This window comes from Flavobacterium sp. 102 (assembly GCF_003634615.1).
Lineage (GTDB): Bacteria > Bacteroidota > Bacteroidia > Flavobacteriales > Flavobacteriaceae > Flavobacterium.
On sequence record NZ_RBKX01000001.1, the window covers coordinates 2,328,203 to 2,352,162 of the forward strand.

17 protein-coding genes are annotated in these 23,960 nt (G+C 37.4%); 9 read left to right on the forward strand and 8 right to left on the reverse strand.

All coding sequences use genetic code 11. The features are described from left to right. The first annotated feature begins 124 nt into the window (after positions 1-124). A complete protein-coding gene (locus C8C84_RS10085; RefSeq protein ID WP_121313523.1) occupies positions 125-1,546 on the forward strand; it encodes an ATP-dependent RecD-like DNA helicase in 1,422 nt (473 codons plus the stop codon). A 139-nt stretch (positions 1,547-1,685) separates the two neighbouring features. Further along, positions 1,686-2,411 carry a 3-deoxy-manno-octulosonate cytidylyltransferase gene (gene kdsB / locus C8C84_RS10090; protein ID WP_121313524.1) on the forward strand — a complete coding sequence of 242 codons (726 nt, stop codon included), beginning with the start codon at positions 1,686-1,688 and terminating at the stop codon, positions 2,409-2,411. Here kdsB and C8C84_RS10095 read toward each other — a convergent pair. Both C8C84_RS10095 and C8C84_RS10100 read right to left on the reverse strand, forming a co-directional pair. Then, entirely contained in the window at positions 2,408-3,118 is a 711-nt protein-coding gene (locus C8C84_RS10095; RefSeq protein ID WP_121313525.1) for a potassium channel family protein, read from the reverse strand. The two genes, kdsB and C8C84_RS10095, sit on opposite strands and share 4 nt — an antisense overlap. Then, positions 3,118-3,780: a spermidine synthase gene (locus C8C84_RS10100; protein ID WP_121313526.1), complete on the reverse strand. Its 663-nt coding sequence runs from the start codon at positions 3,778-3,780 to the stop codon at positions 3,118-3,120. Before C8C84_RS10100 ends, C8C84_RS10095 begins: the two co-directional genes overlap by 1 nt. A gap of 59 nt (positions 3,781-3,839) precedes the next feature. Between C8C84_RS10100 and C8C84_RS10105 the strand changes: the two genes are divergently transcribed. The 5 genes from C8C84_RS10105 to C8C84_RS10125 all read left to right on the forward strand — a co-directional run bounded on the left by C8C84_RS10105 (position 3,840) and on the right by C8C84_RS10125 (position 9,368). Then, a complete protein-coding gene (locus C8C84_RS10105; RefSeq protein ID WP_121315034.1) occupies positions 3,840-4,391 on the forward strand; it encodes a 1-acyl-sn-glycerol-3-phosphate acyltransferase in 552 nt (183 codons plus the stop codon). Between the two features lie 64 nt (positions 4,392-4,455). After that, positions 4,456-5,598, forward strand: coding sequence for a M14 metallopeptidase family protein (locus tag C8C84_RS10110; protein WP_121313527.1), 1,143 nt, complete (start codon positions 4,456-4,458; stop codon positions 5,596-5,598). Positions 5,599-5,673: 75 nt separating this feature from the next. Beyond that, entirely contained in the window at positions 5,674-6,156 is a 483-nt protein-coding gene (locus C8C84_RS10115; RefSeq protein WP_121313528.1) for an Lrp/AsnC family transcriptional regulator, read from the forward strand. A 78-nt stretch (positions 6,157-6,234) separates the two neighbouring features. Continuing rightward, positions 6,235-8,820, forward strand: coding sequence for a phosphoenolpyruvate carboxylase (locus C8C84_RS10120; RefSeq protein ID WP_121313529.1), 2,586 nt, complete (start codon positions 6,235-6,237; stop codon positions 8,818-8,820). A gap of 29 nt (positions 8,821-8,849) precedes the next feature. Then, positions 8,850-9,368, forward strand: a complete 519-nt coding sequence (locus C8C84_RS10125) for a DinB family protein (protein WP_121313530.1) — start codon at positions 8,850-8,852, stop codon at positions 9,366-9,368. Between the two features lie 77 nt (positions 9,369-9,445). Here C8C84_RS10125 and C8C84_RS10130 read toward each other — a convergent pair whose 3' ends face one another. The 5 genes from C8C84_RS10130 to aroB all read right to left on the reverse strand — a co-directional run bounded on the left by C8C84_RS10130 (position 9,446) and on the right by aroB (position 13,790). Further along, entirely contained in the window at positions 9,446-9,868 is a 423-nt protein-coding gene (locus C8C84_RS10130; RefSeq protein WP_121313531.1) for a DNA primase, read from the reverse strand. A gap of 11 nt (positions 9,869-9,879) precedes the next feature. Next, the gene (locus tag C8C84_RS10135) at positions 9,880-10,854 is read right to left on the reverse strand and encodes a deoxyhypusine synthase family protein (RefSeq protein WP_121315035.1); all 975 of its coding nucleotides are present in this window, start codon (positions 10,852-10,854) and stop codon (positions 9,880-9,882) included. Between the two features lie 175 nt (positions 10,855-11,029). After that, positions 11,030-12,430 carry an arginine decarboxylase gene (locus C8C84_RS10140; RefSeq protein WP_121313532.1) on the reverse strand — a complete coding sequence of 467 codons (1,401 nt, stop codon included), beginning with the start codon at positions 12,428-12,430 and terminating at the stop codon, positions 11,030-11,032. Positions 12,431-12,485: 55 nt separating this feature from the next. Continuing rightward, positions 12,486-12,665: a hypothetical protein gene (locus C8C84_RS10145; RefSeq protein WP_121313533.1), complete on the reverse strand. Its 180-nt coding sequence runs from the start codon at positions 12,663-12,665 to the stop codon at positions 12,486-12,488. 57 nt (positions 12,666-12,722) lie between these two features. Then, positions 12,723-13,790, reverse strand: a complete 1,068-nt coding sequence (gene aroB, locus C8C84_RS10150; protein WP_121313534.1) for a 3-dehydroquinate synthase — start codon at positions 13,788-13,790, stop codon at positions 12,723-12,725. 89 nt (positions 13,791-13,879) lie between these two features. On the opposite strand from aroB, the gene C8C84_RS10155 reads away from it, so the two are divergent. Together C8C84_RS10155 and C8C84_RS10160 are read left to right on the forward strand one after the other, a co-directional pair. Next, positions 13,880-15,052, forward strand: a complete 1,173-nt coding sequence (locus C8C84_RS10155) for a proline dehydrogenase family protein (RefSeq protein WP_121313535.1) — start codon at positions 13,880-13,882, stop codon at positions 15,050-15,052. A 111-nt stretch (positions 15,053-15,163) separates the two neighbouring features. Next, a complete protein-coding gene (locus tag C8C84_RS10160) occupies positions 15,164-22,441 on the forward strand; it encodes a T9SS type B sorting domain-containing protein (protein WP_121313536.1) in 7,278 nt (2,425 codons plus the stop codon). A gap of 239 nt (positions 22,442-22,680) precedes the next feature. Here C8C84_RS10160 and C8C84_RS10165 read toward each other — a convergent pair whose 3' ends face one another. Then, positions 22,681-23,877: a pyridoxal phosphate-dependent aminotransferase gene (locus C8C84_RS10165; protein WP_121313537.1), complete on the reverse strand. Its 1,197-nt coding sequence runs from the start codon at positions 23,875-23,877 to the stop codon at positions 22,681-22,683. Between the last annotated feature and the right edge of the window lie 83 nt (positions 23,878-23,960).

The window sequence follows — 23,960 nt, forward strand, 5'->3', positions numbered from 1 at the left end:
CAAATTTATACTGAACTTGTTTCAGTATCTATAACATTTTACAAGCAACGGTCTATTTTCTTTTCTCTATTTTCTTGCCTCTAAATCACTATCTTTGAAATCAAATTATTCAGAATAAACTCTAATGACTTCTTCCCAGTTTTACAGCCTTTTACGCCAACAGTTTCCGTTTCAGCCGACTGTAAAACAGGACATTTTTTTCCAACAGATTGCTGTTTTTTTGACCAATACCAATGCAGCCGAAATTTTTGTTTTAAAAGGTTACGCCGGAACCGGAAAAACCACCGTGATTTCTACCATTGTCAATAATTTAATCGAAGTCGATAAAAAATATGTGTTGTTAGCGCCAACAGGTCGTGCGGCCAAAGTCATTGCCAATTATTCGAACAAACCGGCGTTTACCATTCACAAGAAAATCTATTTTCCTAAAAAGGGAAGTGGTGGCGGCGTTTCGTTTACGATGCAAAGCAACAAACATAAAAACACCATTTTCATAGTCGATGAATCGTCGATGATTTCGGATGTGAATACCGAAGCGAAATTGTATGAAAACGGTTCATTGCTCGATGATTTGATGTCCTACGTTTACAACGGAAACAATTGTAAACTGATTCTTCTGGGCGATACAGCTCAGTTACCACCGGTGCAATTGGATGTTAGTCCGGCGCTTGATACCAATGCGTTGTCGATGCATTATAACAAAGAAGTTTTTTCGATTGAATTGGATGAAGTCATGCGTCAAGAAGAGAAATCGGGGATTTTATTCAATGCCACCGAATTGCGGGAGATTTTGAAAAGCAGTTTTGTCGATACGTTTCAGTTTAATTTAAAAGGTTTCAAAGACATTGTTCGTTTGACTGATGGTTTTGATATTCAAGATGCAATCCAAAGTGCTTACAGTAATTACAGTATTGAAGATACTTGTTTTATTGTGCGTTCCAATAAAAGAGCGAACCAATACAACCAGCAAATTCGAACCAGAATTCTCGACAAAGAAAGCGAGCTTTCCGTAGGCGATTATTTAATGGTGGTGAAGAACAATTATTTTTGGCTCAAAGAAACCGACGAAGCCGGATTTATTGCCAATGGTGATATCGCAGAAGTTTTGGAGATTTTCAGTTTCAAAGAATTGTACGGATTTAATTTCGCCAAAGTCAAAATAAGAATGGTCGATTACCCGAATCAAAAACCCTTTGAAACCATAGTTTTATTGGACACGATTACCAGCGAATCGCCGTCATTGACTTATGAAGAAAGCAATCGTTTGTACCAAGAAGTCATGAAAGATTACGAAGGTGAACCACAGTATCGAAAATTTCAAAAAGTTAAAAGCAACGAATATTTCAACGCACTTCAGGTGAAATTCTCTTACGCCATTACTTGTCATAAATCCCAAGGCGGACAATGGAATACAGTCTTTATCGAACAACCTTATTTACCCAATGGCATTGATGTGGATTATGTGCGCTGGTTGTATACAGCCGTTACACGTGCTAAAGATAAATTGTATTTGATAGGGTTTAAGGAGGAGAGTTTTGAAGAATAGTTGCTGAGCATAAATTTAAAACGACACGAATAACTTAAGAAAAGGCATTACTCAGTCACTTAGGCACTCAGTAACTCAGCTACTCAAAAATAAAAAAAACTCAGTACCTTAGCCACTCAGAACCTCAGAACCTCAAAAAATGAAAATCATCGCCGTCATTCCAGCCCGATATGCATCCACCCGTTTTCCTGCCAAACTCATGCAGGATTTAGGCGGAAAAACTGTTATTCTCCGCACTTATGAAGCAGCGGTCAATACCGGTTTGTTTCAGGATGTTTTTGTCGTGACTGATTCGATTCTAATCTATGACGAAATCATCAATAATGGAGGTAAAGCCATTATGAGCGTCAAAGAACACGAAAGCGGCAGCGATCGAATTGCTGAAGCGGTAGAGAATTTAGACGTTGATATAGTCGTAAATGTGCAAGGCGACGAACCTTTTATCAATGCGGCGCCATTGTCCAAAGTCATCGAAGTATTCTTGAATGATTTTGAGAAAAAAGTCGATTTGGCTTCGCTCATGTTTGAAATTACAGACCAAGATGATATCAATAATCCTAATAATGTGAAGGTTGTGACTGACCAAAATGGTTTTGCGCTCTATTTTTCACGTTCAGTGATTCCTTATCCAAGAGAAGTTAATGTAGGTGTTCGGTATATGAAACACATCGGGATTTATGCTTTCCGTAAAGAAGCGTTGTTGGCTTTCTATCATTTGCCCATGAAATCTTTGGAAGCATCTGAGAAATTGGAACAATTGCGCTATTTAGAATTTGGCAAACGAATCAGAATGGTCGAAACCACGCATGTTGGTATCGGAATTGATACCCCTGAAGATTTAGAGAAAGCCAGAAAAATGCTTTAAATATCTTCGTTATCGTTATTAAAGTAGCCTTTTGATTTGACTTTTGTCGAAAAGAAATTCAGGAACAAAATTACAAACGATAAGAAAAACATGGCTTGGACTGAAGCCAAAAATTTCCCAAAAGTAGTCACCGGAAAATAATCACCATAACCAATAGTATTGGAAGTCATTAGACTGAAATAAACCGCATCTGACCAATGACCAAAAGGAATATTGGTATTGTTGCCTAAAGTATAAAACACGCCAAAGGCAATAACCACTTCTAAATAATTAAAAAACAACAGCAGCATTGAACGCTTGTAAGAACGTGGCGTCGCAAACAAATCCGATGCAAATATCAAGGTTGGAATGTAAAGAATCGTTTCTAAAATGAGATAAACCAAAATTGTAATCAAGTAAGGTTTGTTTTGCCAATCATTTACCAAAATCAATAAGGGAAAAAGAGCTTTCAGCAATATATAAATGTCCATCGCCAAATCTTTATAGGCATAACCAATTCTACAAGCTAAAGTTTTTACATAAATACCCGGAAACAATAGTTGCGTAATTGAGAGAAACAATCGAAATATTTTTTCAATTCCGTTATCGTCCTGATGGTCGTTGTTCCAAATCGATTTGATGTTGAGAATTCTTCTTTCAATTGGATTGTATTTGGGATTATAGTCTTCTGATACTTTCCCAATCAGTAATTTTTTAAAGAAACCCATTAATTTAGTTTTTTGATGGTGAACAATTCATTATGTGTTTCTACTTTGGGATACATTCGCAGCGAATAATTCCCGCCGAATTTGTTTTTATAAGCCAAATTTCTTTCTTCATCCTTTTTGTTTATTACCATTGTATTGAACAAAATAAACCCATTAGTGTTAAGCAATTCGTTAATTCGGTTGATAAAGAAATCTTCAAATAAGAAATTAGGCATCGTCGTATCTTGAAAAATATCAATGATGATCAAATCGTATTTGGCTTTAGTCTTTAAAACAAATTCAAAAGCGTCATCAATCACGATTTCCAAATTGGGAATTTCATTGAGTTTAAAGTATTGATTGGCAATGTCAACGATGTTTTGGTCAATTTCAACGCCGGTGATTTTTCCGGTAAATTTAATTTCGTCAACCAATGTTTTAATCACACTTCCGCCGGCAACGCCTAAAACCAATATGCTTTCGAATTTCTTAATCCGTTCAAAACCTATGTATTTTAGTCCTTTGCGCAAAATTCTTTGCAAACTGCCATAAGAATAATTGGTATTTTTACTGTCCAAAACCAATTGTCCATTGTTCCAAGTGACTTCCAGTGTTTTGCTCACACCTGAGTTTTTCTTGTGAATGTTAATAGGTACAAAATAGCTGAACAGTCTTCGAAGCATTGCTAAATTTTTTTCTCAAAAATAATAGATTAATGCTAAATTTACGCAAAATAAAGCCGATGAAAGCGACACTTTACAAATTTATTTTTTTCCGAATATTAGGCTGGAAATTATTAGGAACTATAAACCCTGATATCAAAAAATGTGTCATGATGGTCATGCCGCATACTTGCAATTTTGATTTCTTTATAGGTTTACTTTGCCGCGGTATCATTGGTTTGGAGATGAATTTTGTCGGCAAAAAGGAGTTGTTCACTTTTCCTTTTGGGTATTATTTCAGAAGTATAGGCGGTGCGCCATTAGACCGAACCGGCGGAAAGAATAATGTAGATGCTACTGTGGAAGTTTTCAATTCACGTGACGTTTTCAGAATGGCGATTGCTCCGGAAGGCACTCGTAAAAAAGTAACCCAACTCAGAACAGGTTTTTATTACATCGCTTACAAAGCCAATGTTCCCATTATTCCTATCGCTTTTGATTACGCTAAAAAGGAAGTGAGAATTGGTCAACCCATATCGCTTTCCGGTAATTATGAAGAAGATATTAAAATAATTTTGCCCCATTTTAAAGGCGCTCAAGGTAAATTTCCGGAACGGCAATTTCAAGTCTGAACCAAAATAGTAGTATTTATAATTCCTTAACGCTCGTAATTTTCTTTTTGACTAAATTTGGCGCATGAATTATTTAGACCTACACCAACAATACAAAGCGGAAAGTCTATTCGGACGATATATTACTTTAGAACATATTGAACCGTTACTGTCAAAATACCCAACGACCATTGTTGGCTATTCTGTTTTAGGAAAACCTCTTTACCAACTTCTATTGGGTTCTGGTAAAACCAAAATCTTCATGTGGTCGCAAATGCACGGCAACGAAGGCACAACGACAAAAGCGTTATTCGATTTCCTTAATTTTCTCCATTCAAATACCAAAGAAAGCGAAGCAATTTTAAACGCGTTTACTTTTTGTTTGTTGCCAATGTTGAATCCTGACGGCGCTGAATTATATACCCGTGAAAACGCCAACAGTATTGATTTAAATCGAGATGCACAAGATTTATCCCAACCGGAAAGCAAAGTGTTGCGTCAGGTTTTTGAAACTTTTCAGCCTGATTATTGCTACAATCTTCATGACCAACGTACCATTTTTGGCGTAGCCGATTCGGGTCATCCTGCGACGGTTTCGTTTTTGGCTCCGGCTTATAATGACTCTCGAGACATAAATGATATTCGCATCAAAGCGATGAATGTTATAGTGGCGATGAATGAAGTATTACAAACTTTGATCCCAAACCAAGTGGGAAGATTTGACGATTCCTTTAATATTAATTGTGTCGGAGATACGTTTCAGTATTTAAAAGTGCCAACTGTTTTGTTTGAAGCCGGACATTTCCCAAATGATTACGAGCGAGAAGAAACCCGGAAATACATTTTTGTCGCCTTAGTGTCTGGAATACAATATTTTTACGAAAACGATATAGTTGACAACAAAAACGATGATTATTTAAAAATTCCGCAAAATAAAGTCGTTTTTTATGATTTTGTTTATAAAAATGTTAAAATAAATTATGATAGTAATGAAAAAATTATCAATTTTGCAGCACAATACAAAGAAGTTCTAAATAAAGGCAAAGTTAGTTTTGAAGCAAGAATTGCTCAAATAGATAATTTAGAAAGTTTTTTTGGTCACATAGTATTTGACGCTCATGGCGAAACGTATCATGATGACGAAACTAATTTTCCGAAAATCGAACAAAAAGCTGATTTTTATTTAGGAAAAAATACAAAAATTGTTAATGGTTTGATAAAAAACTAACAATTAACTTTTTTTATTAGAAAAAATGTATTTTTTTTTGCCGTAGATTTTTAAATAAACCAATAAATAGTTTTTATGAGTAAGTTTCGCTTAGATGAAGTAGACCACCAAATCTTGGATATGTTGATTGACAACACCAGAATTCCATTCACTGATATCGCTAAGAAATTATTAATTTCAGCCGGAACAGTTCACGTAAGAGTGAAGAAAATGGAAGATTCAGGAATCATAATGGGTTCGTCATTGTCTTTGGATTATGAAAAATTAGGATATTCATTCATTGCTTATGTTGGTGTGTTTTTGAATAATACTTCACAAACTAAATTTGTTTTAGAAAGAATCAATGAAATTCCATATGTAACGGTTGCTCACGTAACTACGGGAAAATTCAACATTTTTTGTAAAATCAGAGCAAAAGATACCAAACACGCTAAAGACGTAATCTTTATGATTGACGATATCGAAGGAGTTTACAGAACAGAAACCATGATTTCATTGGAAGAAAGTATCAACGACAAAAAACGTTTGATGCACACTATCTTCCAAGAGTTAGACTAGTCAAAATCAAAAATATATTTAAGACCTCAAGTGAAAGCTTGAGGTTTTTTTATTAATTTAAGCCAAAATTCCTTCGCCATGTACACCTTACCAAAAATCGAGCGTTTCAATCAAAATGTATTGTCTAAGTATCACATTTATAACAGTGTGTTTATCACGCTACCTTTTGATGCTATTGACAACACCGGTGTTTTATTGCCTTTGTTTTCTGAAGTTTGCGACAACGGTTTTAAAAACAATTGGTCACCCAAACAAATCGTAGACTTCTTTGCCGATAAGTATTTAGACAAGGCGACAGAAGAGCAAAAAATAGAGTTAATGTTTCGCTTTATTCAATATGTCGAACGTCAAATAGTATTGTTTGATGCCATAGAAGATGCTGCTTTTCCGATTGTCAATAATTTGGAAGGTCGAGGTTCGTTACGCGATATCAAAGAAAAAACCGAAGCCAAAGACAAGCGCAAAGAACTAATCGATTTTTTAGAAACTTTTAATGTGCGTACGGTTTTGACTGCGCATCCAACTCAGTTTTATCCGGGTTCTGTACTTGGAATTATCACCGACTTGACTGAAGCGGTTCGCGTAAATGATTTGATTAAAATCAAACAACTATTGGCTCAACTCGGGAAAACACCTTTTTTTAAAAAAGAAAAACCAACACCTTTTGACGAAGCGGTAAGCTTAATTTGGTATCTCGAAAATGTGTTTTACCAAACGATAGGAGAGATGATGCAGTATTTGCAAAAGAACATCTTTGAAGGCAATATCATCGAAAATCCGATAATCAATTTAGGCTTTTGGCCAGGTGGTGACAGAGATGGCAATCCGTTTGTAACACCAGAAATCACTGAGAATGTGGCGAAGCGTTTGCGCATTTCAATACTAAAATGTTACTATTTTGACATTCGGATTCTGAGAAGAAAATTGACATTTAATGAAGTCGATAAAATCATAACGAGTTTAGAATTCAAATTATACCGTTCAGTGTTTTATTCTCAAGGCGAAATATTTATCACTTTGGAGGAATTGAAAAATGAACTCAATATTGTCAAACAAATTATCATTGAAAAGCATCAATCGCTGTATTTGGACGAAATAAATTTGCTGTTGCAAAAGATTACGCAGTTTGGTTTTCATTTTGCGTCATTGGACATTCGTCAAAACAGTAAAATTCACAATCAAGTTTTTGATGATATAGTCGGTTTTTTGAAAAGAGAAAAAGAACTCTATTTTCCGGAAAATTTTGATTCAATGTCAGAAAATGATAAAATGGAAGTGGTTTCGAAGTTGAAGTTTGATTTAAACCACCATTTTTTTGAAAACGAATTGACGCGTTCAACATTGGATACCATAAAATTGATGCGAGAAATTCAAAACGATAATGGTGAAAAAGGCTGTAATCGTTATATCATCAGCAATAATGAAAGTGCGTTGAATGTGATTGAAACCTTTGCCATGTTCCGATTATTGGCTTGGGAAAATCCAACGGTGGATATTATTCCGTTGTTTGAATCGGTTGATGATTTGCAAAAAGCCCATGAAATTATGGCACAATTGTACCAGAATGCAGCTTATCGAAATCATTTAAAAGAGCGAAAAGACAAGCAAACTGTCATGCTCGGTTTTTCTGATGGAACCAAAGACGGTGGTTATTTGATGGCGAATTGGAGTATTTTCAAAGCCAAAGAAATGATTACCAAAATCTCACGCGAATACGGAATCAAAGTCATTTTCTTTGACGGTCGTGGCGGTCCGCCGGCGCGTGGTGGTGGCAAAACACATAAGTTTTATGCTTCGTTAGGTTCAACGATTGAAAACCAAGCGATACAAGTTACGGTGCAAGGGCAAACGATTAGTTCTAATTTTGGAACCTTGGATTCTTGTCGTTATAACTTAGAAAATTTGTTGAGTGCCGGAGTCGCGAATCAAATTTTCAACAAAGATGAAAACAATTTGACCGAACCGGAAAAAGCCATTATTGATACTTTGGCGAATTTGGGTTATGAGAAATACATCGACTTTAAAAACCATCCGAAGTTTATTCCCTATTTGGAGCAAATGAGTACGCTGAAATATTACTCTAAAGCCAACATTGGCAGTCGTCCATCAAAGCGAAATACAGATGATAAATTGAACTTTGCCGACTTGCGTGCGATTCCGTTTGTGAGTTCGTGGAGCCAAATGAAACAAAACGTTCCCGGATTTTTTGGGGTTGGCACGGCATTAAAGCATTTTGAAGATGCTGATCGTTGGCAAGAAGTTCAACATTTATACAACAACTCTTTATTCTTTAGAACATTATTGGAAAATACGATGATGTCTTTGGCTAAAAGTAATTTTGCACTAACTGCTTACATGAAAAATGACCCTGAATTTGGAGCATTTTGGCAAATCATTTTTGATGAGTTTTTAGAAACCAAACGACTGCTTTTAAAAATCGCCGGACATACCGAATTGATGCAAAATTATCCCGACGGAAAAGCATCCATTGCGATGCGTGAACAAATCGTTTTGCCTTTATTGACAATCCAACAATATGCTTCTTCACAAATTAATGAGTTGAAAAAGCAACCGACGTTTAGTGAAAAGTTAGTGAATACTTATGAAAAATTGGTGACACGTTCGTTGTTTGGGAATACTAATGCGAGTCGGAATTCGGCTTAAATTTATAATTATTGAAAACTTTAATCATCATGAAAAAATCACAACTTAACACCGATGAATATGCCGCTTATTACGGAACTTACATTGACAATGTAACCGAAGAATACAACTTAGTCGAAGAATTGGAAATCTCAGTTCATCGCTTAGTTAAGTTTGTTCAAAACATTCCGATGGATAAATTTGATTACCGCTACGCCGAAGGCAAATGGACGATAAAAGACATCTTGTTGCATCTTATTGATGCCGAAAGAATTTTTGCTTATCGTGCTTTACGCTTTGCCCGAAATGACGAGACCGCTTTGGCGAGTTTTGACGAAAACACTTATGTAGATGAGGCGCATGCCAACAGTAGAAGTATTCAAGATTTATTGAGCGAAATGTTGGTGGTAAGACAATCGACTTTGGCTTTATTCAAATCTTTTTCGGAAGAACAATTGTTGCGAAGAGGCATTGCTTCAAACAATTTGATGTCGGTTAGAGCTTTAGGATTTACGATTATTGGTCACCAAAATCACCACCAACGGGTCTTTGAAGAAAGATATTTGTAAAAAGCACCAACATTTGTTACAATAAAAAATCCCAAATTCTGAAAGGAACTTGGGATTTTCTTTATTTTGTAATTCTCTTATTCTTCATCGTCTTCATCATCAAGATTGTTGTCTGAATCTTCATAATCATCATCGTCATCATCATCATCTGCATCATCAGAACCACCACCGTCTTTAAGTAAATCTACTTCTTCATCGTCTTCATCAGCTGTAATGGCATCTTCATCATCATCTAATCCTTTTATTGGTTCGATAGGTTCGATTACAGAATCCAAATCGTCTTCTTCATCAAATTTTTCCATTCTACTGGCAAGTTTGGTACTTACTTTAACCAAGTAAATAGTGTCTTCTGTTCGTACTTCAACCGCTTCAATTAACTCATTTTGAGCGTTTCTGAAACGAATAATGTCGGTGTCGTCATAACCTTCAGGAAACTTTTCAACTAATAAATTTAGAATGTCTCCGGTTAGTTTGGCATAGTCTACAATAATTCTTCTCATAAAAAAATCTTTTATAAATCTAGTAAGTAAGCAAAAATTAACGGTGCCACAATGGTAGCATCCGATTCAATGATAAATTTTGGGGTATGAATGTCAAGTTTTCCCCAAGTGATTTTCTCATTTGGGACAGCCCCTGAATAGGAACCGTAACTTGTAGTGGAATCTGAAATTTGGCAAAAATAACTCCAAAACGGAATGTCGTGCATTTCCATGTCTTGGTATAACATTGGTACTACGCAAATTGGAAAATCTCCTGCAATTCCACCACCAATTTGGAAGAAACCAACACCTCTTCCTGAGGAATTTTTAGGATACCAATCGGCTAACCACATCATATATTCAATGCCGCTTTTCATGGTTGTAGGTTTGAACGTGCCTTTGATACAATAAGAAGCAAAAATGTTTCCCATTGTACTGTCTTCCCAACCCGGAACTACAATCGGCAAATTTTTCTCTGCCGCTGCAACCATCCAGGAATCTTTCGGATCAATTTCGTAGTATTGTTTTAATACGCCTGAATTGATCATTTGGTACATGAATTCATGGGGAAAATAACGTTCTCCTTTTGAATCAGCATTGTTCCAAATATCGTATAAATGAGATTGTAATCTTCTAAAAGCTTCTTCTTCCGGAATACATGTATCTGTAACTCTGTTGTAGTGATTTTCTAGTAAATCCCATTCTTCTTGCGGTGATAAATCGCGGTAATTTGGTACTCTTTTATAAGAATTATGTGCTACCAAATTCATAATGTCTTCTTCCAAATTGGCACCAGTACAAGAAATAATATGCACTTTGTCTTGGCGAATCATTTCGGCTAACGATTTTCCTAACTCGGCTGTACTCATCGCACCGGCCAAAGTAATCATCATTTTACCATTGTCAAGTAAATGCTCTTCGTAACCTTTTGCCGCATCAACTAAGGCCGCAGCGTTAAAGTGAAGGTAGTTTTTTTCTATAAACTGACTGATTGGTCCTTTGCTCATTGTCGTTTGTTGTTTTATTCCGCTGCGCTCCGATATTTTATTCATCTTAATATCAAATGCCTCGGGTGTTCTAGTTTACCTGTCAAAGAAAAACTTTTTTTCGCTGACAGCAAACACTTTTTTGAAAAATTATTATAAATATTAAACTGATTTTTGTGTTCTGATTTTGAGAAATTTATAGCTTTTCGTAGCCTAATATCTTCAATACATCATCCGAGTTTTGTTGTTCAGAGAATACTTCGGTCGCTAAAATCCCGTTTTCGTCTCGATCAATCAAAATATGTTTCGGTTGCGGAATCAAACAGTGGTGCAATCCGCCAAAGCCGCCAATCGTTTCCTGATACGCACCAGTATTGAAGAATCCAATGTATAATGGTTTTTCCTTATTGTATTTGGGTAAATAAACGGCGTTCATATTTTGCTCAGAGTTATAATAATCATCGCTATCACAAGTCATTCCGCCTAAAAGCACGCGTTCGTAAGTATCATTCCAACGGTTGATGGCCATCATTACGAAACGTTTGTTGATTGCCCAAGTATCCGGTAAAGTCGTGATGAAAGACGAGTCAATCATGTTCCACTTTTCTCTGTCGTTTTGTTGTTTTTGATACAAGACTTGGTAAATCGCGCCACCGCTTTCGCCTACGGTAAACGAACCAAATTCGGTGAAAATATGCGGCACATCTACTTCGGCTTCTTCACAAGAGATTTTGATTTGGTTTACGATTTCGTCAATCATATATTGGTAATCGTATTCAAAAGCCAAAGAATTTTTGATTGGGAAGCCACCGCCAATGTTCAAACTGTCTAATGTTGGACATTCTTTTTTCAAGGCTACATATACTTTCATACATTTGAGCAATTCGTTCCAATAGTAAGCCGTGTCGCGAATGCCTGTATTGATAAAGAAGTGAAGCATTTTCAGTTCCACTTTTTTATTTTCTTCGATTTGTTTTCTGTAAAAAGGTACGATGTTTTTGTAGCCAATGCCCAAACGAGAAGTATAGAACTCAAATTTTGGTTCTTCCTCGGCGGCAATTCTGATTCCGATTTTGAATTTACCATCGATGGCTTCTTGCAGCAAATCCAATTCTTCGTAGTTGTCGATGATTGGAATGGTTTTGTTATGACCATTGTTAATCAAACGCGCAATGTTTTCGATGTATTGTTCTCTTTTGAAACCATTACAAATGACATAGGTGTTTTTGTTGATTTTGCCTTGCGACATTAAATTTTCTACAATATTAATGTCAAAAGCTGAAGACGTTTCGATATGAATATTGTTTTTGAACGCTTCATTCATCACAAAACTGAAGTGTGAACTTTTGGTACAATAGCAGTAGTAATACTTGGCTTCGTACTTATTTTTCTCCATTGCTTTTCTAAACCAACCTTTGGCTTTGTTGATATTGTTGGAAATTTGCGGTAGGTATGTGAATTTTAAAGGCGTTCCGTATTGTTCTACCAATTTCATCAAATCGATGTTGTGAAACTGAAGTGTATCTTTGTTCAGGGTAAATTCTTCTTGTGGAAAGTAGAATGTTTGATTGATTAAGTCGAAATATTTTGTGTTCATTTAGCTTGTAGAATTTTCAGATTAAATTATTTTTTTTAGGCAAAATAATCTCGGTTCAAACTCTAATGTTAGCGTAAATGATGGGTAACTTTTCTTGAAATAAAAAGGTAATGGGTGAACACAAAGTAGTAGAATCACTTTTTTGGCTTAAAAAAGGCGAAGTAAAAGCAAAGAAAGGGTTTGTAATTTCTTGACTGTAAATACTGTAATTAGTAGTGTTGACACTTTTTTTCATTAGGGCAAATGTAAAAAATAATATATTCGAATTACAACTATTAGCATTAAAAAAATATTACTTTTTATAATCGTCAAAAGATTTTATAATCAATTCATTATCAACTTCTTGGTCAATTTTAATTTTGCCAATGCCATCAAGCAAAGCAAATTGTATTTTGCCGTACTCATTTTTCTTGTCGTGAATCAATAAATCGAATATGGGTTGCAGGTCATTTTCTTCAAAAATAATGGTTTCAAAAACGGCATTTATGGTTTTTTTGATGTCATCATATTCTGCTTCGGTCAGCATTCCTTTTTGCCAAGAAATAAAGCTTTCTAAAATCATTCCAGCCGCGATAGCTTCACCATGGAGTAAAGTTTTTTTGTTTTTGTTTTCGAGAAAATAACTTTCGATGGCATGTCCTAGGGTATGACCAAAATTCAACGCTTTTCTTATGCCGTTTTCAGTCGGATCTTGCATTACGATTTCGTTTTTGATTTCGATAGAGCGATGAATTAACGCATCGAAATCGGCAAAATCTGTTTGGCTTAAGTCTTTGAATTGTGACCAATAGTCAGCATCAAAAATCAATCCATGTTTGAGCATTTCGGCTAAGCCGGAGCGCATTTCGTTTTGGGGTAAAGTTGATAAAAATTCGGTGTCAATTAATACTGTTTTCGGAACATTGATGACTCCGATTTGGTTTTTTAGATTACCCAAATCCACGCCGTTTTTCCCGCCGATTGAAGCGTCAACCATGGCTAAAAGCGTTGTTGGAATATTGATAAAATCGATTCCTCTTTTAAAAGTAGAAGCAACAAATCCACCAATATCAGTAATCACGCCGCCGCCAATATTAACTAAAACTGTTTTTCTGTCGGCACCGAGTTCTGTCAGAATATTCCAAATTTCAACACAAGAATTGATGTTTTTTTCGGCTTCGCCTGATTCTATTTCGATGATTTCGATGGTTTTGTCAGTAGCCAAAAATGACAAAAAGCGCAACAAACACAATTCATTACTATGAGTATCAACTAAAATAAATATAGAAGAATAGTTGCTTTTTTCAATGAAAGCGTTGAGTGTTTCGTATTCTTTTTCTCCGAATAAAACGGGATAACCGTTGGCTGGTATGGTTTGCATTTTTTTGTCAAATTGTGCCCCAAAAATAAGGTAAAAATTGATATATAATCTCCTAAGACTATTTATATTTGTCGCATTAATACAATACCATGGAAAAATTTTTCAACAACACTAAGGTTGCTTTTGCACTTAAAACAGACACTGAATTAGACAGAGCTTATTTTTTATTTAAAATGATTGACAATGAGCCGTTGGTTCGTATCGGTACTGCGGTAACGAATTTTGCTTTAAAGGCACATTTGCCGGTTGAAGGTTTAATCAGAGCGACTGTTTTTGATCATTTTTGTGGTGGTACAACCGAAGATGATTGTTTGTCCGTAGTAGATAAAATGTATACCAAAGGCGTTTCCTCGGTATTGGATTATTCCGTAGAAGGCAAAGAAGAAGAAGCGCAATTTGATGCTGCTTTGGAAATGACTTTAAAAACCATTGAATTTGCTAAAGAAAAGTTAGCAATTCCGTTTGCCGTTTTTAAACCGACAGGATTTGGCCGTTTCTATCTATATGAAAAGTTAGGCGAAAAGCAAGTGTTAACTACCGAAGAACAAAAGGAATGGAATAGAGTAGTGGAGCGTTTTGACACCGTATGTAAAGCGGCTTATGAAAAAGATGTTGCCTTGTTGATTGACGGAGAAGAGAGTTGGATGCAAGACGCTGCTGATGATTTGGTAGCGCAAATGATGCGTAAATATAACAAAGAAAAAGCAATTGTTTTTAATACCCTGCAGCTTTATCGTTGGGATAGATTAGATTATTTGAAAAGATTGCACGAACAAGCCAAAATGGAAGGTTTTTACATCGGAATGAAATTGGTGCGCGGTGCTTATATGGAAAAGGAAAACAAACGCGCGGAAGAGAAAGGTTATCCGACTCCTATTTGCGAAAGCAAAGAAGCCACTGATATCAATTATGATACAACGGTTGTTTATATGATGGACAATTTAGACAGAATGTCCATTTTTGCCGGAACGCATAATGAATTAAGTTCTTATAAATTAATTGAATTGATGGAAGCCAAGGGCGTTTTAAAAAGCGACCCGAGAATTTGGTTTGGACAGTTATACGGTATGAGTGATAATATCAGTTATAACTTGGCTGAACAAGGTTATAATGTGGCTAAATATCTACCTTTTGGGCCGGTTCGCGACGTTATGCCTTATTTAATAAGAAGAGCAGAAGAAAATACTTCAGTTGCCGGACAAACCAGTAGGGAGCTAAACTTATTAAAAACTGAACGAGACCGAAGAAAAACTGAAAAATAGAAAAAAGACCTCAATTGTTTGAGGTTTTTTATTTAAAATATTAAAAATCAATATATTTGGTTGTTGTTTAGCGACAATTGCCCTAATTTAAATCTACTTAAAAGCACACAGATGAAGATGATTACTTTTTCTAAAAATATATTATTTATAGCCTTAATATTATTTTCTATTCACGGATTATCACAAAATCTGTTGACTAATGGAGATTTTCAACTTGGTGTTAATGTTGGTTATCAAGGTGGACAAAACCCCAATTACTCTTATATATCCGCACCATTTAGTGGTACGACTACTGCCGGAAATTGGGCAATAGTGACGAATTCACAGCCGGTAAATACCGCTTCTTTTCTCTCTGTTGGTGATCATAGTCCGGGTTCAGGAAATATGATGGCGGTGGATGGAACGGGTTCGGGTGGTCAGCCAAGATTTTGGAGTGCAGGAACTAACGGAAGTGGTGTGTGCGGTCTAACCGTTGGTGCTACATATACTTTTTCTTACTGGATTCGCTCTATTTTTACGACTGTTGGAACCTTATCAAATATTGGAGTACAATTTAATAATGCCAGTAATGTTACTTTGGTTTCAGGTTCTGCAATTGCACCAACTATAGTCAATGGATGGCAACAAGTGGTGTATACTTTTACTGCTACTAATGCGTGTGTAAACATTGAAATGTATAACAATAACACCGATTTTGCAGGGAATGATTTCGCTATAGATGATTTGAGTCTTACTATTCTCTCCACTTGCCCGGTTCCAACGGTTAGTATAACCCAGCAGCCGACTTGTGTTATCAATACCGGGACTATTGTTTTTACAAGTCCATTAAACACTTCACCGCTACCAATTCCTTCAGATTTATTTATTTCAGAAGTTACCGACCATGAGCCTGGTTCTTTGACTTATATAGAGATATTTAATGGAACGGGTTCTCCTAAGAATTTAAGTAACTATAAGATAAAAGTTTATAATAATGGAAATGCATTTATTTCTGCAAATTGTGATATCCAGCTTTCTGGCACCTTAAACAATAATGCTGTTTATGTAATAGCCGTTGGTACTGCTACAAACCAAGGAGGTGTTGTTCCTAATTTAGTCGTAGCAAATTGTGGAGGTGTTAATACTGATGATACTATACGTTTGGCAACTAGTGCGGATGTTGAGTTTGATTTATGGGGGACGAATGGTATAAATTTTACGCCTGTCAATCAACCTGGTTACACCTATAGAAGAAATACCACAGCGCCACATCCCACAATGACATGGAATCCTGCCGACTGGACTGCATTGGATCCACAAGATTATACTAATGTTGGTACCTATACTTATCAAGCAATAAATTATGAATATAGTGTTAATGGTACCACATACCAATCAAGTCCAATCTTTACCGGTTTGGCTCCGGGAACTTATAATGCTACGGTTAGAGATCTAGTTACCGGTTGTGTTTCTACCCAGATTCCACTGGTAGTTGATCCGGTTCAAGTCAATCCAACATCACCGTCGAATATATTTTGTGATGGAGCAAATACTACTGCTACACAAGTTGGTTTTGATTTTAACAGTATTGGACAAAATAGTTTTGATTTTACTTATACAGTAGATGGTGGTCCGGCTATTAGCGGGACTATTCCTTTTTCTCCATCAAGCTATTTTGTTACAGGTGTAACTCAGGGACAAGCTGTAACTTTGACGATAGCTTGGAATGGGGTTTGTACACCACCCAGAACACTTACTTGTTATCCTGATTGTGTTACACCGGTAACTCCAACATTTAATCAGATTGCTCCAATTTGTTCGGGAGAAGTATTAGCTCCATTGCCAACCACATCCCTAAATGGAGTAGTGGGAACTTGGTCACCCTTATTAAATAATACAGCCACTACAACCTATACTTTTACACCACTAAATGCCGGAGAATGTGGCACTACGACTACTATGACTATTGTGGTGAACGCACCGGTTTTAGCCATTACAAATCCGGCAGCAGTTTGTTCACCTGCTACAATTAATTTAACCTTGCCGGCTGTAACGGCAGGTAGTACAGGCGGTGGCACATTAACTTATTGGACAGATGCATTGGCAACCACTCCTTTGGCAACACCAACTGCAGTAGCCACTAGTGGAACATATTATATCAAAAGCACGGCAGGTTCTTGTTTCGATATAGAACCGGTAACCATTACTATTAGTGCTGCACCAGTTTTAACTATTACCAATCCGGTTGCAGTTTGTGCTCCCGGAACAGTTGATTTGACATTACCTGCAATTACTGCCGGAAGTACAGGTGGCGGTATTTTGACTTATTGGACCAATGCAGCGGCAACAAACCTCTTGGCAACGCCTACCGCAGTGGCTACAAGTGGAACTTATTATATTAAGAGTACTGTTGGTTCCTGTTCGGATATTGAAGCTGTAACTGTTACTATAAATTCATCTCCAGTCTTAACGATTACAAATCCGGCTTCAGTTTGTGCTCCGGCTTCAGTCGATTTAACATTACCAGCGGTTACAGCGGGAAGTACAGGTAGTGGCATTTTAAGTTATTGGACCAATGCAACAGCAACAACACCATTAGCGACACCGAATGCTATAACAACAGGCGGCACTTATTATATTAGAAGTGCAGTTGGTTCTTGTTCTGATATAGAACCCGTAACCGTTACTATAAATCCTTCACCGATTTTAACTATTACCAATCCGGCTTCAGTTTGTGCTTCGGCTACAGTTGATATTACATTGCCTGCAGTTACAGCAGGAAGTACAGGTGGCGGCACTTTAAGTTATTGGATTGATGTAGCAGCAACCAATCCATTAGTAACTCCAAATGCGGTTACGACAAGTGGAACTTATTATATTCAAAGTGCTGTGGGTTCCTGTTCAGATATTAAACCTGTAACTGTTATTATAGATTCCTCTCCGGTCTTAAATATCACGAATCCGTCTGCAGTTTGTGCCCCGGCTTCAATCGATTTAACATTACCTGCGGTCACAGCCGGAAGTACAGGTAGCGGCACTTTAACTTATTGGACTAATGCGGCCGGTACAATTCCATTAGCAACGCCGACAGCGGTAACTACTGGTGGAACTTATTATATTAGAAGTACCGTAAGTTCGTGTTCAGATATCGAACCTGTAATTGTTACCATAAACCCTTCACCGGTTTTAACTATTACAAATCCGATTGCAGTTTGTGCTCCAGCTACAGTTAATTTAACTTTACCGGCTGTAACGGCAGGAAGTACGGGTGGTGGCACTTTAACTTATTGGACCAATGCAGCAGGAACTATTGCATTGGCAAGCCCTAATACTGTAGCCACGAGTGGAACTTATTATATCAAAAGTACTGTTGGTGCTTGTTCTGACATTGAGCCGGTAACAGTTGTCATTAGTTCTACTATAATTCCAACTTTTAATATTACTTCCTCTACTGTTTGTCAAGGTTCGGTTATTACACCATTACCAATAACCTCTCTAAATGGAATATCGGGCACTTGGAGTCCGGCCTTAAACAATACTGCAACCACCATTTATACATTTAATCCATCACCAAGTGTTGCTTTTCCTTGTCCGATACCGACAACTTTTCAAATTCAAGTGATCCCTCAAATAGACCCAGTGGTTTCAATAGTTGAATCTTGTAATTCAAATTCTGTCACTGTTACAAGTCCGGTTGGAGTTAATTATGAATATTCTTTGGATGGAGGTGTATATCAATCCAATCCGGTTTTTAATAATTTAACAGCAGGTGGTCACTCTATTGTAGCCCATCAAATTACGGCCAATTGCTTTTCGAATGCAACCGGTTTTAATATTAATTCGGTAGTTAATGATATTATTGTTAACAATCCTCAACCATTGCATTATTGTGACCCAAGTAACGATGGTTTTGTTCTTTTCAATTTATCTCAAGTTATCAATTCAATTACAGGAGGCAATCCTTATACCGTTACTTTTCATGAGACTATTACTGATGCCAATGTAGATGGAACTTCAATTCCTGATATTTTCAATTACGAGAATATCAATCCGTGGGTGCAAACTATTTTTATCAGAGTTGAATCCACTACAACGAGTTGTTTTGAAGTAGTTCATTTACAGTTAATAGTTGACCCAACGCCAGAGGCTACTGAGCCTGATGATTATGAATTGTGTGATTACACGGGACAAATAGGTTATGAGGCTTTTGACTTGACAACGACTGAGCCGCAGATATTAGGGACTATTGACCCATCATTAGTGAATGTAACTTTCCATCCAACTTTTACAGATGCACAGAACGAGACAGCTACTATCACTGGTGTGACGAATTACATCAACCAAACCCAATGGAGTCAAACTTTATTTGTACGAGTAGAGTTTATAGCGACAGGTTGTTATGATATTGTTGAGTTAGATTTGATTGTAAATCCATTACCCAATGCTACCCAGCCGAATTATCCGCAGTATACTTTGTGTGATTACAACGGCGCGATAGGTTTTGAGACCTTTGATTTGCTTTCCCAAGTTGATCCGATATTACTGGGACAACAAGGCATGAGTGTTACTTTCTATCCAAGTTTGGCTGCTGCTCAGGCGCAAGTGCCGGGTACTTCGATTAATGAGACACACCCTGATTTGCAGTATCCTAACCAAATTATCTATGTTCAGACTTTAGGCGTGGTGATTACCAATAGCATTACCGGTTGTTATAGTATCTCTACGATAGATATTAGAGTAGTACCATTACCAACACCGATTCCACCAACAGCACCTTACACGATTTGTGATGAGAATCAGGATGGATTTTCGAGTTTTGATTTAGCGACTTTGACCGCAGATATTTTACAAGGCGCCAATTACATATTGACTTTCTATGAAACCCTAAGCGATGCTGAGCTAGGCAATCTTGTGACGGCAATTGACATCACTCAGTTGTATGATAATATCAATCCGTTTACCCAAATCTTGTATGTGAGAGCTGAGGACCCACTTACAGGTTGTTGGAGTGTTATCCCAATTGTATTGAATGTAAACCCAAGTCCTATAGCCCCAATTAATTTGGATGATATTGTGGTTTGTGATACAGACAACAACAATCAAAGTGCTAGTACAATAGTTGATTTAACGGTAAGAACCCCTGATGTTTTAGCCCAACAACCACTAGCAGCCAGTAATTATACGATCACTTATCATACCACATTGCTACGCGCACAAAATGATATTCCAATCATCCCTGCGACTAGTTATTTGGCTACGACCAATCAAACGATTTGGGTGAGAGTAGAGGACAACACTACAGGCTGTTTTAATATTGGCGAATTTGATATTATTGTTAATATTCCATTATTACTCATTACCCCAACACCACTTAGTTTGTGTGATGATGATGCGAATCCGAATGACCAATTCCACAGCTTTGACTTAACCATAAGAGATGTGATGATTACCCAAGGTTTATCAGGTTATACCGTAACCTATTATCCAAGTTATGCTTTGGCGCAGGCAGGTAACCCAGCCAATGCCATTGCTACACCAACGGCTTACACCAATACCTCACCGGCAGTTCAAACATTAGGAGTAGTGGTAACTAGTGCCGCGGGTTGTTCCAGTGTAACGACTTTAGATATTAGAGTCTTACCTATCCCAACGCCAAACACGAATCCACCGAGCTTAGGAGCGAAGTGTGATGACAACAATCCCGGCGATATGATGGAGGTATTTGACTTAACGGTTAATGCGGCTTATATCTTAAATGGCGATCCTAATTTAACGCTACATTATTACCACAGCCAAGCAGATGCTTTAGTGCCACAGAATGAAATTCCACTGTCCACAGTAACAGCAGCTTTAGTAGGCGACGTTGATCCAAATGAGCAAAGTGTTTGGATAAGAGTAGAGAACAACAGAATAGATTCTTTTGGCAATCATTGTTTTGTACTGGTGGAGCAACCTTTAACGGTTAATCCTTTACCGACAGTAGTGCAGCCACTGGCGCCTTACAGGGTATGTGATAATGATACTGATGGACTGGCAGCATTTGATTTGACCAATCCAATCTTAGCAACCGCTATTTTGGGAGCCACTCAAAACCCGGCTGATTTTACCATTACGTATTACTTAACACAAGCAGGTGCAAATCCGCTGACTAATACCGGAGAAACTCCGCTACCAAACAATTACACCAACACGACACCGGACAGCCAAAACATCTACATCAGAGTAGTGAACAATGCTACAGGTTGTGTTAATGCCACCGGAGTACTTACTTTGGCAGTAGAGGAATATGCTCAGGCTACAGGACCACAGAGCTTCTCGAGTTGTGATACTTACACCAATCCTTATGATGGAGTGTTCCAATTGGATTTAACCCAATACGAGACTGCGATATTAAACGGACAAGACCCATTGGTGTTCTTGATTAGTTACTATCACACCCAAGCCGATGCAGAACAAGGCATCAATGCCATCACCTTGGCAGAAGCACAAGCATACATTACCCAACCCGATACTGACCAAATTTGGGTTAAGGTAGAGAACAGCAGCAATAGCATTACCCCGTTCTGTTATGCGCTTACTACAATCGATATCGAGATAGAGCGTTACCCGAATCCAATTATCACTACACCAAATGGTGTGACCACGATTTGTGTTGACTTTGCGAGCGGTAATGTTGTAAGACCACTGACACTAAACAGCAATATTCCAAATCCGGCGGATTATACCTTTGAGTGGTATGAGGGCACGACGTTAATACCGGGAGCAACAGGTTCAACTTATACCGTTGACACGGCTTCGCCAACAGGAGCCACGAGAAGCTACACCGTTAGAGTGATAAGCGTTAGTCCGCTAGCATGTGAGACAACTTCATTAGGTTTTGATGTGATACAATCAGGACCGGCTAGTATTCCGACAGGTACGGCAGGATATACCGTAACCAATGCGTTTACCAATAGTCAAATCATCACCGTGACAGTGGAAGGCTGGGGCACTTATGAATACAGTTTGGATGACGGCCCAAGACAGACGAGTAATATCTTTGAAGGTGTGTCGTTAGGGAATCATGTGATCCATGTTTGGGATACTGAAGGCGGAATCGCTTTTAGTTGTGAGGAATTAATGATCAATGATGTTCAGGTGATTGATTATCCACATTACTTTACGCCAAACGGAGATGGTATTCATGATACTTGGAATGTAGTAGGATTATTTAATTATGCAGATCAAACCAAAATCTTCATCTTTGACCGCTACGGAAAATTATTGAAACAAATCAGTTCGGCAGGAGATGGATGGGATGGAACCTACAACGGACAACCGTTACCATCAACAGATTACTGGTTTACGGTAGATTATCCGGAGCAAGGCGGCATGAAGCAATTTAAAGCGCACTTCTCGTTGAAACGATAAGAAGAATAAAACGAATAGGAAAAGCCACTCGATTGAGTGGCTTTTTTGTTGTGATACCTTTGACTCCCGATAGTTATCGGGACAGGGTGACAAAACAATAAAAAGATTGTAACGGATAGCGGGAAGACAAGTGAAGAGAAGCAAAATGGTCTGCTTCTAATCCGAGCGAAGCGAACTGACGTAGTAAAATAAAAAACTCCACTAGGATTAGCGGAGTTTTTAGGGTTATTTAGAAAATCTTAGTTTTGATTGTAAACTTTTAAGGCTTCTTTTAGAATAGCCACTGAACGGATCAAATCATCTTTTTTGAGTACGTAAGCAATTCGGACCTCGTCTAAACCTACATTTGGCGTGGAATAAAATCCGGCTGCCGGTGCAACCATTACGGTTTCTCCGTTGTTGTCATAAGATTCTAAAAGCCATTGGGCAAAATCATCCGCATTTTTTACCGGCAATTTAGCGATACAGTAGAAAGCACCTTTTGGTGTGGCTACTTTTACACCTTCAATTTTTTGAAGTTCTGCAATTAGCGTATCTCTTCTGTCTTTGTATTCAGAAATTACGTCGTCGAAATAACTTTGAGGAGTTTCTAAAGCGGCTTCGCTGGCAATTTGAGCATAAGTTGGCGGACTTAGTCTGGCTTGAGCAAACTTCATTGCAGTTGCCATTAGTGCTTTGTTTTTAGAAACTATACAGCCTATTCTTGCGCCACACATGCTGTATCTTTTTGAAACGGAATCAATCATGATAGCGTGTTCTTCTAATCCGGGAACGTTCATTACTGAGAAATGTTTGTCGTTTTCATCATAAATGAATTCGCGGTAAACTTCATCAGCAATTAAGAACAAATCGTGTTTTTTTACGATTTCGGCCAATTGCATAATTTCTTCTTTGGAATATAAATAACCGGTTGGATTTCCCGGGTTACAAATTAGAATCGCTTTGGTTTTTGGGGTAATCAGTTTTTCAAAAGCGGCAATCGGAGGCAAAGCAAAGCCTTCGTCTATAGTAGAAATTACCGGGACAACTGTTACTCCTGAAGCTGTTGAAAATCCATTATAATTGGCATAGAATGGTTCCGGAATAATGATTTCATCACCCGAATCCATCGTGCTTCCCATAGCAAATAACAACGCTTCAGAACCACCGGTAGTAATGATGATATCAGCTACATCAATAGGCAAACCATGCGATTTGTAATAAGCAGACAATTTGGTTCTGTAACTTTCAAATCCGGCAGAATGACTGTATTCTAATACTTTGATGTCCGCATTTTTAACGGCATTGATAGCAACTTCCGGTGTTTTAATATCGGGTTGACCAATGTTTAAATGGTAGACTTTATGACCTTTCTTTTTAGCAATTTCGGAATACGGAACCAATTTTCTGATTGGCGACTCAGGCATCTGCTGACCTTTTAATGATATCTTAGGCATGTTGTTTGATTTAGTGGTGCAAATTTGCGATTTTTTTAGCTTGAAAACAATTCCTTTACGCCTTTAAAAATTGTTAAAAATTA

Coding starts and splice junctions, on each gene's coding strand:
- C8C84_RS10095 (WP_121313525.1), bottom strand. CDS start 3,118: ATGGGTTTCTTTAAAAAATTACTGATTGGGAAAGTATCAGAAGACTAT.
- C8C84_RS10085 (WP_121313523.1), top strand. CDS start 125: ATGACTTCTTCCCAGTTTTACAGCCTTTTACGCCAACAGTTTCCGTTT.
- C8C84_RS10100 (WP_121313526.1), bottom strand. CDS start 3,780: ATGCTTCGAAGACTGTTCAGCTATTTTGTACCTATTAACATTCACAAG.
- C8C84_RS10140 (WP_121313532.1), bottom strand. CDS start 12,430: ATGAACACAAAATATTTCGACTTAATCAATCAAACATTCTACTTTCCA.
- kdsB (WP_121313524.1), top strand. CDS start 1,686: ATGAAAATCATCGCCGTCATTCCAGCCCGATATGCATCCACCCGTTTT.
- C8C84_RS10110 (WP_121313527.1), top strand. CDS start 4,456: ATGAATTATTTAGACCTACACCAACAATACAAAGCGGAAAGTCTATTC.
- C8C84_RS10120 (WP_121313529.1), top strand. CDS start 6,235: ATGTACACCTTACCAAAAATCGAGCGTTTCAATCAAAATGTATTGTCT.
- C8C84_RS10125 (WP_121313530.1), top strand. CDS start 8,850: ATGAAAAAATCACAACTTAACACCGATGAATATGCCGCTTATTACGGA.
- C8C84_RS10160 (WP_121313536.1), top strand. CDS start 15,164: ATGAAGATGATTACTTTTTCTAAAAATATATTATTTATAGCCTTAATA.
- aroB (WP_121313534.1), bottom strand. CDS start 13,790: ATGCAAACCATACCAGCCAACGGTTATCCCGTTTTATTCGGAGAAAAA.
- C8C84_RS10145 (WP_121313533.1), bottom strand. CDS start 12,665: ATGAAAAAAAGTGTCAACACTACTAATTACAGTATTTACAGTCAAGAA.
- C8C84_RS10105 (WP_121315034.1), top strand. CDS start 3,840: ATGAAAGCGACACTTTACAAATTTATTTTTTTCCGAATATTAGGCTGG.
- C8C84_RS10115 (WP_121313528.1), top strand. CDS start 5,674: ATGAGTAAGTTTCGCTTAGATGAAGTAGACCACCAAATCTTGGATATG.
- C8C84_RS10155 (WP_121313535.1), top strand. CDS start 13,880: ATGGAAAAATTTTTCAACAACACTAAGGTTGCTTTTGCACTTAAAACA.
- C8C84_RS10165 (WP_121313537.1), bottom strand. CDS start 23,877: ATGCCTAAGATATCATTAAAAGGTCAGCAGATGCCTGAGTCGCCAATC.
- C8C84_RS10130 (WP_121313531.1), bottom strand. CDS start 9,868: ATGAGAAGAATTATTGTAGACTATGCCAAACTAACCGGAGACATTCTA.
- C8C84_RS10135 (WP_121315035.1), bottom strand. CDS start 10,854: ATGAGCAAAGGACCAATCAGTCAGTTTATAGAAAAAAACTACCTTCAC.